At 47.8% G+C, this 10,991-nt stretch carries 11 protein-coding genes and 1 pseudogene; 4 read left to right on the forward strand and 8 right to left on the reverse strand.

Going from position 1 to position 10,991, the window contains the following annotated elements; all coding sequences use genetic code 11:
* A partial coding sequence (locus tag AB7S66_RS08415) for a permease (protein ID WP_428518999.1) occupies positions 1-447 on the forward strand: 447 nt, incomplete at its 5' end.
* Between the two features lie 317 nt (positions 448-764).
* On the opposite strand, the gene AB7S66_RS08420 is transcribed toward AB7S66_RS08415, so the two are convergent.
* Positions 765-875 (reverse strand): hypothetical protein, encoded by a 111-nt coding sequence (locus AB7S66_RS08420; protein ID WP_428519016.1) that lies wholly within the window; start codon positions 873-875, stop codon positions 765-767.
* Between AB7S66_RS08420 and AB7S66_RS08425 the strand changes: the two genes are divergently transcribed.
* Positions 823-1,125, forward strand: a complete 303-nt coding sequence (locus tag AB7S66_RS08425; RefSeq protein ID WP_428519018.1) for a hypothetical protein — start codon at positions 823-825, stop codon at positions 1,123-1,125. The two genes, AB7S66_RS08420 and AB7S66_RS08425, sit on opposite strands and share 53 nt — an antisense overlap.
* An 18-nt stretch (positions 1,126-1,143) precedes the next feature.
* Here the strand turns inward: AB7S66_RS08425 and AB7S66_RS08430 are convergent, their stop codons facing one another.
* The 5 genes from AB7S66_RS08430 to AB7S66_RS08450 all read right to left on the reverse strand — a co-directional run bounded on the left by AB7S66_RS08430 (position 1,144) and on the right by AB7S66_RS08450 (position 7,453).
* Positions 1,144-3,204 carry a DUF5107 domain-containing protein gene (locus AB7S66_RS08430; RefSeq protein WP_428519001.1) on the reverse strand — a complete coding sequence of 687 codons (2,061 nt, stop codon included), beginning with the start codon at positions 3,202-3,204 and terminating at the stop codon, positions 1,144-1,146.
* Between the two features lie 3 nt (positions 3,205-3,207).
* Complete coding sequence (locus tag AB7S66_RS08435; protein WP_428519003.1) at positions 3,208-4,299, reverse strand: phosphotransferase enzyme family protein; 1,092 nt, start codon at positions 4,297-4,299, stop codon at positions 3,208-3,210.
* 52 nt (positions 4,300-4,351) lie between these two features.
* Positions 4,352-5,212: a carbohydrate ABC transporter permease gene (locus tag AB7S66_RS08440; protein WP_321306657.1), complete on the reverse strand. Its 861-nt coding sequence runs from the start codon at positions 5,210-5,212 to the stop codon at positions 4,352-4,354.
* A gap of 9 nt (positions 5,213-5,221) precedes the next feature.
* Positions 5,222-6,130 carry a carbohydrate ABC transporter permease gene (locus AB7S66_RS08445; protein WP_428519006.1) on the reverse strand — a complete coding sequence of 303 codons (909 nt, stop codon included), beginning with the start codon at positions 6,128-6,130 and terminating at the stop codon, positions 5,222-5,224.
* Positions 6,131-6,196: 66 nt separating this feature from the next.
* Positions 6,197-7,453: an ABC transporter substrate-binding protein gene (locus tag AB7S66_RS08450; RefSeq protein ID WP_428519008.1), complete on the reverse strand. Its 1,257-nt coding sequence runs from the start codon at positions 7,451-7,453 to the stop codon at positions 6,197-6,199.
* Positions 7,454-7,588: 135 nt separating this feature from the next.
* Here AB7S66_RS08450 and AB7S66_RS08455 point away from each other — a divergent pair, with 135 nt between their 5' ends.
* Entirely contained in the window at positions 7,589-8,509 is a 921-nt protein-coding gene (locus tag AB7S66_RS08455; RefSeq protein WP_428519010.1) for a helix-turn-helix domain-containing protein, read from the forward strand.
* Between the two features lie 2 nt (positions 8,510-8,511).
* On the opposite strand, the gene selD is transcribed toward AB7S66_RS08455, so the two are convergent.
* Together selD and AB7S66_RS08465 are read right to left on the reverse strand one after the other, a co-directional pair.
* Positions 8,512-9,537, reverse strand: coding sequence for a selenide, water dikinase SelD (gene selD, locus AB7S66_RS08460; RefSeq protein WP_428519012.1), 1,026 nt, complete (start codon positions 9,535-9,537; stop codon positions 8,512-8,514).
* Entirely contained in the window at positions 9,534-10,706 is a 1,173-nt protein-coding gene (locus AB7S66_RS08465) for an aminotransferase class V-fold PLP-dependent enzyme (RefSeq protein ID WP_428519014.1), read from the reverse strand. The genes selD and AB7S66_RS08465 overlap by 4 nt, the downstream gene beginning before the upstream one ends.
* Positions 10,707-10,789: 83 nt before the next feature.
* Between AB7S66_RS08465 and AB7S66_RS08470 the strand changes: the two are divergent.
* Positions 10,790-10,991, forward strand: a pseudogene (locus tag AB7S66_RS08470) (YedE family putative selenium transporter); the annotation flags it as partial.

A 10,991-nucleotide genomic window follows, 5' to 3' on the forward strand; every position in this document is an offset into this window, starting at 1 on the left:
TTGATCAGATGGTTCACCAAGGATGAGCTGAAAGAGTGGGGCGGAGCAACCAGGGACTTTGCACTCCAGATTCTTCCCTTGCTCTTCGCTGGCGTGTTGGTTGCTGGATTCCTGCTGGGTAGACCCGGTCAGGAAGCCCTTATCCCAACGGCATGGGTTGCATCCTTGGTAGGAGGGAATTCTCTCTTTGCCAATTTCTTTGCAGCAATTTCCGGGGCATTCATGTACTTTGCAACGCTCACTGAAATTCCCATCGTACAAGGACTATTGGGGGCAGGAATGGGTCAGGGCCCAGCACTCGCATTATTGCTTGCCGGTCCAAGCCTCTCCCTTCCATCCATGCTGGTGATCGGCGGTGAACTGGGATTCAAGAAGACTGCGGTCTACACCACTTTGGTGGTTATCTTTTCCACCTTGGCAGGATTTGTCTTTGGACTGGCAGCCTAATATTCTCACAGGATAGAGTACGGGAGTTGTCGAAAATATACGGCAGCTCCCGTTTTTCTTTAGCCTTTCATCAGTATCACATGAACCATATATCCCTGAGATGTCTCTCTCCAGTCTTTGGAAAGCAGCGCATAGGGGTGAGGATATGAATGTAGGCAAGTTTCCAAGAGCAACATACAAATGATAACCCATGCTGATAGTACAAAAGTAATGTAAATGTATTGATAACCAGACATTTGCCATTTGTCACATATGTTCTTGCATGCCTAATCCTTTGGTAAGAAAAGAAGGTTATTCGCTGAATCGAGTGGGTAACCCTACATGATGGTGGCTTTAGGAAGTGCAAGCTCTCCACAGACGAGATAGATCATATGCATGGAATTCCTCATGTTCCTGAATCCTCTTGCACGGTTCTTGATGATGCGTATCGTTGCGTTGAACCCTTCCTTGGTGGCATTGGTCCTCAACGGTGTTCCTTGCGGGGCATGCTACGACCTTGCGCATCCCCATGACCGGGGTGTTTGCGAATTTGCTGGTCAACTGTTCAAACGCATAGGTCTTGTGGGGGTCTCTGGTTGCCATCTTCACCTGCCCAGGCCTGCCGTCCTTCTGCTGGAAATGGGCAAGAAAGCACAGCACGGTATCCTTGTCTTTCCCTTCTGCAAAGCCGACCCTTAGGTGCGGTCCCATCAACCCTTACCCACCATGAACAGCAAAAGGGCACATCATGAAATCCAAGGTTTGGGGAATAGGATACCATTCCTTGACAATCCTGGCCACTTCGTCCTCGCCTACCTCAGGATGTGCTTCACTGTAGAGGATGGATTGGTAGGAGAACCATAGGCTGTTCAATGGAGTATCCCCTTCTCTGATATGTCCTATCTCCCGGTCAAAGACCAAGCTCTTGATAAGCGGGGCATCCTTCTCCTGAACAGCCAGCTTTGCACGGGTAATTCTTAAAGCTTCACTTGAATCCATCCAAGTGGAGGGAATATCCTGGAATAGCTTCTGGGCTTCGACGGTTTTCTGTTCAGCAACCAAGAGTGCACAATACTCTTCTGCGATAGCAGGGTCAGCCTTAAAACCAGAGAGTCTGCTTGCGATTGAGTACCATCGTAGAGCTTCCTCCACTTCTCCTCTTCTCATTTCCAATTGTGCAAGGTTTCTTGCGGTCCAGGCGTTTGGGAGATTCTCCATTGTCTTGAGCCAACACGTTTGGGCATATGCTACTTCTTCTTGTTCCAGGTGGATGATTCCAAGGTAGTGATTGAGGGTGGCCGATTCATGGATAGTCAAGCAAGGGTTTCTCAATGCAGCCATGAATATTGCTTTCCACGTATCGGAACAGGGAGGTGCACTGAGAGGTCGGCTATTGGGGTCCATGACCGGCAGTTTCCCTTCTGTTAACAGCCCAAGATACGGAAGTTCCTGATCCTTGATGCTGTCCCTTCCAAAGTGGAACGCTACCGGTAGTGAGAGATTTTGGGCCTTTTGTGCAAGGAAAGCCCAGCCGCTTCCTTGGTGTATCATTAGTTCAGGGCTGCGTTCACTTGCCTTGAGGCATGTTTGATGCATAGCTCTGAGTCTCTGTTCGTCTATGATCAAATGAATGGTATCCTCTGCTGCCTTCATGGCAACTTCGTATTTTGGGCTGTGGGCTTCTTGTGGGGATATCTCCAAGGAACCGAAGGCCTGCGTCCAGCAGATTGAACTCTGTGCCTCCAGGTACGAGCCGTGCAATTGACTTGGAGCCAAGCCACTTTGGACCTCGATGTATTCATCTTCACTGTCAGGAGAAAGGTAGCGTTGCCACCTCTTGCCCCCTGCATGGCTCCCCCAGCAGAACATTTTCCTATAGGACAAGGGATGCGTAGAAACTTCAAAGAAGCCTCTGCCGTCTCCTTCAATGGCGCACTCCCATGGCATTGGGCTCTTCTTGCAAAGGAAGAAATACTCGTTTGATGCCTTGAACTGGTTCGGGTACGAGGCATCAATGTCTTCGTAGATTTCCATTCGGGGCATCTTCATATGGCCGAAAAGTCGGGTGTTGTTCTTTGCATAGGGATCCAGATAGAGTGCTTCATTGCTACTTGCAAGAACGCGTGTCTTATCTGTGACTGGTAGTGCAGTATTTGTCCAGTAATACAAGGATTTTCGCTCACCAGAAAGGTTGTGGATATGGACATGGGCATGCAATAGCCTGGAAGTTTCACCCAAGTGGAAGTCGATATGCCACCAGAGATCCTTGCATCGCTCATATTCAGAGAGACGCAAGAACTGCACACCCTCCTCATCTTTCTGAATCGAGGCGAATACATCGCTGCAGGTGGTGAAGGCATGCCCATATTGGCCTATATTCCACTCAATGCCTCCTGCGAACCATGCATCAAGATTGGAAAGGTTGCAAGCTTGGAGACTCGTATTGCAATACAGCAGTTCTCTGTCATTTTCTTTGTCGATAAGACTGATGAGCCTTCCTCCAAGCGTTGGGAGAAAGGTTGCCTTGAGATAGTCGTTCTCCATGATGATTGCAGGAATCTCTTGCTCTTCTCGGTTTCTATCGTATCGGTCTTGGATTTGGTAGGGTAGGGAACGCTTGCCGCAATCAAGGCCCATAAGGGCAGTATACTCAGAAGAAACTTGTGGTTTTACTCTTACGAGGGCATCGTGCTTGGGGTCTCTGAAGGAGGGAAGTGGATTGGCTCCAATAGGTAAGGCCACGTTTGCCTTGAATGTGCCGCTCTTAATTGAAGTCATATTCTATACTCCTTGTGATAAGGTCTGCCACTTGCTGTCCATATCCTGCATGAGGGCAATCTGGTTCCTTGCTCTCTCAAGGTTTTGGTTCTCCCGGTCAATATGATAATAGCGATCCCCATTGAGAAAATCCGTCAAGAATCGTACTGCCATGATCTGGGTGATGTTTCTTCCTGATTCGACCACCAGTGATCTTTCAAGCGGGGTAAGGAAGTCAGCTTTTGAGAAGTATCCTTCCAGTAAAGCATGATGAAGTGAGGTGTCACAGTGTACCTTGGAAAGATCAGTGGCATCCTCCTCAGCTGTCGTGGTTGCCGTCCTGATCATATCACCGGTATCGAAGAGGATGGTTCCTGGCATTACTGTGTCAAGGTCGATGATGCAGAGAGCCTCTTTCCCATCGAGGCTGAACAAGACATTGTTGATCTTCGTGTCATTATGGGTTACCCGTACAGGAAGACTTCCTTCCTGCAGTTTGTCCCAGAGAATGAATCCCCGCTCCTTGGTATCCATGAGATATTCCACTTCAGGTCCTGCCATCTGTATCCGATCCTGATGGTTCACCTGTATTGCTTCTTCAAGCTGTTCATAGCGTAGGCGCATATCATGGAAGTGAGGAATGGTTTCATGCAGCAGTTTTCCATCGAAGTTAGATAGCTGCAACTGGAAGTTGCCTATGGCCTCACCCAGGAGATATGCTTGTTCTGCATCTGCTATCGTCTTGAAGGTCTTCACATGGTCGATGAACTGGTAGGTTCTCCAATACCCCCCATCCTCATCAACATACACATTGGCCCCAGAACGGGTAGGTATGACACGTAGGCATCGTTGGTCAACATTGTCATAGTGACCGATGAGCTTTGATCGTATGTGTGAGGTAACCAGACTGACATTCTCCATCAAGGCAACCGGCTGCTTGAACACCAAGGTGTTTATTCGTTGATGGGTATATTTCTGGACGCTCCCTTCATTGGTGAAGGTGGTGAAGAACGTGGAGTTGATATGTCCTTCCTTGTTGACCTCTATGGAAGTCAGGGAACCTTCAATGGCGAAATGATTGATAACTTGGCGGAGCGTATATTCTGAAATCTGCATACAGGCCTCTTGGGGTGGGATGAGTAAAGTGGAATGCATAGTGCACGTGATTCTATCCTTTGATGGCTCCTGCTGTTACTCCTTGGATGATTCGCTCTGAAAGGAATATATAGAGGAGAAATGTAGGAAGGAAAACGATAACGACTGAGGCAAACATCCCGCCCCAATCTCCTGTGTATCGCATGGCTTGGATCATATTGAACAGGCCAACGGAGACAGGTCTCACCTTTGGCTTGTTTGCAAAAATCATTGACATGAAGTATTCGTTCCATATGGTGATGAAGTTGAACACGGTAACCGTGATAATCCCGGGTTGCACCAAGGGAAACATAATTCTCCAGAAGGTCCCCATAGGGGAACAGCCATCGATGTACGCTGCTTCCTCATAGGTGGTGCTCAGGCTCTTGAAGAATGCAAGTAGGAAGAAGGTGGTGAAGGGAACATTCATGGCAATATAGAGGAATATGAGCAACCACCGGTTGTTTGTCAGGCGTAGTCGGCTTACGAGACTGAACAGCGGCATGACGATCATGATCGCCGGGATTCCCAATGCTGAGGCAAGAAGGCTCTGGATGGAAAGATTTCCCCTAAACTTGAACCGGCTCAATACATAGGCTGCCGGGGAGGCGATGAGGATGATTGAGGTACAGGATACCACGGTGTACAGCAACGAGTTCATGAAATAGACCGATACTTTTTGGGTGTTCCATGCACGAATATAGTTCTCAAAATGGAACCCCGACTCAAACTTGAACATGGAATCACTGAATATTTCCTGACTGGTCGAAAAAGAAGCGAAGAATACCCAGCCAATGAGTACGAAGGTAAAGATTACCCAGGTAACTACCAAGACGTAGGAAGGGATCAGTCTGACTTGTGTATGATGGTCGAGTGAACGAAGTTTTTTGGCCATGACTCCCTCCTATAATTCCACATCATCGTTCTTGACGATGAGGTTGGTTGCTGAAAAGGCGATGATGACAATAATCATCATGATAACTCCAACTGCTGCACCTGCTCCACTATCCCTGACGGTGGTGGTGCTGGCCGAGGACCCGAAGACGATTTCGTACATATAGTTCATGGGTGCCACCGTTGCATTGGAGAGGTTGACCGGGCTGAATAACTGGCCCCAGACAAAGAAGGCAACAGTAAAAACGGTCCACATAACGATGTTTGTCCTAAAACAACCCCGTAGGAACGGCAGGGTGATATGGAAGAACCGCTGGAAGACATTTGCCCCTTCTATCTGTGCAGCTTCCATATAATCCTTGGGTATTTGTTCTATGCTTGCCATGAAAATCAGCATGTGGTACCCAACCATGCCGAACGAGTAGGCGACCAGCATGGACCAGAAGAGTTTGTCCGGCCCTGTCCAGAGGGTCTCAGAGAGTGTCGTCATCCCCAGTGTTGCAAAGATATCGTGAAGCAATCCATAGGAAGAGTTGTAGACGTAGTTGATCCACATGGTTCCCATCGCTATTGCCGATACAACATTGGGGAGGTATATGACGCTTCTGAAGAATTTTGCAAACTTCATCCCGCTGGTAAGGGATACGGCAAAGAAGAGTGCAGTGACCATTACCCCTATACCACCAACAAGCCAGATATTTGCAATATTACGCATCGATTGTCTAAAGATTGCTGTATTGAACAGGGTCCGGTAGTTTTCCAACCCGTTGAAACTCCAGGTTGAAATCGGATCTGATACAGACTCGACGGCAAAAAAGCTCATGATGGTTGTTCGAATCGAGGGATACAAGAATACCAACAGGTAGCAGATCATGGCCGGGGTGAGAAAGATGATGATCATCGTGCGATTCTTTTTCATAGTGGTACCTTTGAGAAATGAACACCCCCTGAAACATGGGGTTTCAGAGGGCGTAGCGTTAAAGCCCTATTTATTCATTGCAGCGTAGAACTGTTCAGCATTCAAGGAACCAAGGATAAGCTTGGAGAAGTTCTCCTTGATCTTTGCATTGACGTCGGCAAGATTTTCCATGCCAACTGCCCAGGTCATCCATGTGGTGGTATTGTCGATGATGGTCTTGGCTTCAGCTGTTTGTTTTGGCCAGGTGCTGTTCTTACCCATCGGGACACCAAGGCTTTCCTTTGCCAGTCTGGAGTCCCATTCCCCAGTGGTGAGGTAGACGATGAACTGGAAGGCTTCATCTGGAACCTGCGAATTGGCATTGATGCCGAAGCACTGTGCTCCATAGTTGTTTGCCTCCGTGCCATTCCCGTTCGGTCCCATTTCTGGCCATGCAAAGGCACCCCAGTTGAAGTTTGGAGCGTTGCCCTTGATCTCATTAGGAAGCCAGGTTCCATTGAGGTACATTGCAACCTTTCCTGCGGCAATTTCCTCGATCTGCCCTGCAGGATAGATGTTGGAGGCTGCCTTTTTGCTGATGTACCCTTTCTTTGCGAAGTCTGACCAGATCTTGCCAAACTCAAGAACCGCTGGGTCGTTGAATTCATTGTTGTTGGCCATTTCCAGGGTTCTCTCATAACCAGCAAGACGAGCCATGTTGTACCCGAAGAATGCTGCCATGTATGCATCATCAACGGTGATAGGGGTAATTCCAGCCTGTACCAGTTTGGCACAGACGTTCTCGAACTCAGCCCAAGTCTTTGGTGTATCTGTGATACCTGCCTTGTTGAAGAGGTCCTTGTTGTACATGACCACAAAAGCAAATGGCTGGTAAGGAGCTGTCTTAAGCGTGCCGCCACCTGCCTGGCGGGCAAGATCGATTAATGCAGTGCTCACTGCATCACTGTAGCTCTCCCCACCTGTGGTGGGGTAGCTCTTTGATACATACTCTTCCAAAGGAAGGAGATATTCACCCCACGTGGAGTTAACACGGGAGATGTCCTCATCAAAGATATCGATTGTTTCACCGGCGTCCAGAGCAGGTTGCAGGGTCTTTCTGATCTCACGACCATTGAAGACGATTTCAACCTCGATACCGGTCTCTTCTTCAAATGCTTCAGCAGCCTCAGCCATGACAAGGCCTTGTGGCTCAGCTTCATTCCACATCGACCAGTAGGTGACAGTCTTTTTCCCAGCAGTATCTTCTGCTGATCCCCCGGCGAACAACGGTGTGGCGATAACTGCCAATACCAACAGTGCAACAACCATTCCTTTTTTCTTCATAGTTGACTCCTTTTTGTGTGACCAATTCGATTTCGAATTGCAATCTAACTCGAGTATAAGCCTGTTTCTTATACTCGATTTATCCAAAAAAACATAATGTTTGTCGTTTATGCTTTTCTCTTGTATACTAGAATCATGGCAAAGCACATCGATGGATTTTCCCTCTCCCCCATGAAGATTGAGCTTAATGTGAGTCATTTTGTGACCTTTCATTATTTTGAATACCCCCACAAGTTTATCTTCAAAGGTGAGCGGCATAACTTCTGGGAGTTGCTGTATGTGGATAAGGGTGTGGTATTTGTTGGAACCGACCGGGAGAGGTATCAGCTGCAGCAGGGGCAGATAATCTTCCACAAGCCAAATGAGTTTCACAGTGTGGAGTGCAATGGGATCATCTCTCCCTGTCTGGTGGTTATCTCCTTTGTCTGCAATTCCCCGAGCATGAATTATTTTGAGAACAAGGTGCTGCGTATTACCCAACGGACCAAGAGCCTGATGTCCATCATCATCAATGAAGCGAAGAAGAACTTCCAAACAAATTTATCAGACCCTTTCTATACCAAGCTGGAACTACGCGACAACCGTCCATTTGGGAGCGAGCAATTGATCAAGAACTATTTTGAGGCATTCCTTTTGGAGTTGATCATCCATAACTCCCAGAATGAGAAAGAAGGGACCTTGCTCAACACCACCCAAGTGGAGGACAGGCGGTTCCGTTTCGAAATGGCGAACTCCTACATGCAACATAATCTTGCTGAGAATCTTAGTCTGTCTGACATCTGCAACCACTGCTCAATGAGCAACTCCCTCGCCCAACAGATCTTCAAGCATGAAACAGGTAATAGTGTCATGCAGTGGTATGCCCGCTTAAGGATAGAAAAAGCAAAGCAACTGATCAGGGAAGGAAAGGGGAACATGACCGCCATCGCCTACCAGCTTGGATATAGCTCCATACACCACTTCTCCAAGCAGTTTTCCAAGGTCGATGGGAAAAGTCCCACTGAGTATGCAAAGTCCATCACCAGCCTCCTGAACAAGGACTTGGGAAACTTGTAAAGTCATGCAAGTATCAGAGGCTTGGGTCCCAATGCTCCTACAGAACCGATAATGGGAAATCCTGTTTCCTTGCTGTACCTTACGGCGTCAGCCTCGGCCATACTCAGAAGAAGGCCTCCTGAGGTTTGGGGGTCATAGAGAAGATCAAGGTATTCCTGGCGAAGTGTTGTTTCTCTCAATACTTTTTCCTCCAGATAATCACGATTGCTGTATAGCCCCTCAGGATTCAATCCCATGTATGCATATTCCAAGGCTTCCTCAAAGATAGGTATCTGTGCGGTATACAAAGTAATGCTGAGCTTTGAGGCCGATGCCATTTCGATGGCATGTCCAAGAAGAGAGAAACCGGTAATGTCAGTAGCTGCATGTACCGTATAGGAAAGTGCTGCATCCCGAGCATACTTGTTCAGTGTGGTCATGGCCTTGATGGCTTTCTCTGCAGCATCCTTGCTTGCCAGCTCTGCCTTTATCGCTGTATTGATGATCCCTACACCTATTGGTTTTGTGAGGACAAGCAGATCTCCCGGTTTTGCAGCATTGTTTGCCCATATTTTATCTGTATGAGCAAAGCCTGTTACACAGAGTCCATACTTCGGGGTGGCATCAATAATGGTATGCCCCCCAGCGATGACGGCTCCAGCTTCAGCGACTTTGCTCTGTCCCCCAAGCAGGATATCTCGTAGAACGGAAAGATCAAGGCAGGATGGGAATGTTACCAAGTTCAACGCCACCTTGGGCTCTCCACCCATTGCATAGATATCACTGAGTGCATTGGCAGCAGCTACCTGGCCGAAAAGGTACGGGTCATCTACCATCGGCGGGAAGAAATCAACGGTTTGCAACATCATCATCCCAGGTGTTGAGGGAATTGCATGAACAAATGCATCATCACTTCCTTCATACCCTTCCATTAAATCTGGGCTGTGCATGACAGGCAGGGAGTCAAGTACTTCATGCAACAACCCTGGAGGGAGTTTGGCTGCACATCCACTTGTTTTTACCATATGGGTAAGCTTTACATCACTCATCGTTCTTTCCTTATATTCTTATGGTTGTACATGCTATTCAGCACCCGCTTGGATGCCTCTATTGTGTCGCTGATCTCTCTCTCAGTGGTTGCATAGCCCAAACTGAAGCGTACCGTTCCCCGGGGGAATGTTCCCATGGTCCTGTGCGCCGTTGGAGCGCAATGCAGGCCAACCCTGGTTTCAATTCCTGCTTCTTGGAATAGTCCGTAGGCAACTTGTGCATTATCGAGTCCAGGGAAATCTACACTTATCACGCTTGTGCGTTCTTGCACTGTAGCTGGTCCTATCACCTTGGCTCGTTCTTCTGCAACAAAGTACGATAACAATTGGGCTGTGAGCTGTTCTTCGTGCTCAATGATTGCTGTTTTATGATCTGCAAGGTAGTCCAGAGCTGCAGAAAGTCCAATAATACCGGGCAGATTCTGTGTTCCTGCTTCAAATTTATCGGGCAGGAACTCCGGCATGGTCAGTTCATCGCTTTTACTGCCAGTGCCTCCTGCAGCCCATGGTTTTATCAATTGAGCCATGTCTGGTGAGGTGACAAGTCCCCCGACACCTTGAGGGCCCAGCAGGGTCTTGTGTCCTGTGAAAGCAATTGCATCTATTTCATCTCTCTCAATGGAGAGAGGGGAAGAGAGAGGCAGCTGGGCAGCATCTATAATCACCAATAATCCATGGTTCTTGGCAAGTTTTGCGACTTCCCGTATCGGTTGAATGGTTCCGCTTACATTGGATGCTTGGCTTATAATGACAGCTTTTGTCCGTTTTGTGACCAGTGAGGCAAATCCATCTAGCTGTATGAGTCCTTCTTTATTACAGGGGATAATGGTATAGGGGATCCCAAGCTGGGTAAGAGGGCGCATAACGGCATTGTGTTCAATGCCACTTACCAAGACATGGTCTGTTGGGGTGAACAGACCCGCGATCAATGTATTGAGTGCATGGGTTACATTGAGTGCAAAGGTAACATTTCTGCTGTCGGATGCTCCAAAGAATGTACCGAGCTTGTCCCTGCAGTCTTGTACTTGCCCTGCGGTCTCATAAGCCCGGTCATATCCACCCCGTCCAATATTTACTGCATGGTCGCAGATAAACGAGGAAACGGCTGAAGCAACATTCGGCGCTTTTGGCCATGAAGTCGCCCCATTATCGAGATAAATGGTATTCATACAGCAAGCGTATCACAATATAAGAAAAATTCCCATTGTATTTTATGATAAATAAAGGTTACAATCGTCGTATGGGGGAAAAGATGAGTATTTCGCAAGAGAAGAAACACCTTATGATTGCAGGTGTGGCAACAGGAATCATCTCTGTTCTTTTGGTCCTATTGGGAAATCCTACAAATATGGGATTCTGCATTGCTTGTTTCTATCGGGATATTGCAGGCTCGTTATCGTTGCATAGCGCCACTGCAGTGCAATATGCACGACCAGAGATCATTGGATTGCTGC

Origin of the sequence: Sphaerochaeta sp. (assembly GCF_050178175.1) — a bacterium.
Classification (GTDB): domain Bacteria; phylum Spirochaetota; class Spirochaetia; order Sphaerochaetales; family Sphaerochaetaceae; genus Sphaerochaeta.

Excerpts from the sequence above, each read along its gene's own strand:
- AB7S66_RS08435 (WP_428519003.1), bottom strand. The coding sequence starts at position 4,299 with ATGCAGATTTCAGAATATACGCTCCGCCAAGTTATCAATCATTTCGCC.
- AB7S66_RS08440 (WP_321306657.1), bottom strand. The coding sequence starts at position 5,212 with ATGGCCAAAAAACTTCGTTCACTCGACCATCATACACAAGTCAGACTG.
- AB7S66_RS08465 (WP_428519014.1), bottom strand. The coding sequence starts at position 10,706 with ATGAATACCATTTATCTCGATAATGGGGCGACTTCATGGCCAAAAGCG.
- selD (WP_428519012.1), bottom strand. The coding sequence starts at position 9,537 with ATGAGTGATGTAAAGCTTACCCATATGGTAAAAACAAGTGGATGTGCA.
- AB7S66_RS08430 (WP_428519001.1), bottom strand. The coding sequence starts at position 3,204 with ATGACTTCAATTAAGAGCGGCACATTCAAGGCAAACGTGGCCTTACCT.
- AB7S66_RS08425 (WP_428519018.1), top strand. The coding sequence starts at position 823 with ATGGAATTCCTCATGTTCCTGAATCCTCTTGCACGGTTCTTGATGATG.
- AB7S66_RS08450 (WP_428519008.1), bottom strand. The coding sequence starts at position 7,453 with ATGAAGAAAAAAGGAATGGTTGTTGCACTGTTGGTATTGGCAGTTATC.
- AB7S66_RS08445 (WP_428519006.1), bottom strand. The coding sequence starts at position 6,130 with ATGAAAAAGAATCGCACGATGATCATCATCTTTCTCACCCCGGCCATG.
- AB7S66_RS08455 (WP_428519010.1), top strand. The coding sequence starts at position 7,589 with ATGGCAAAGCACATCGATGGATTTTCCCTCTCCCCCATGAAGATTGAG.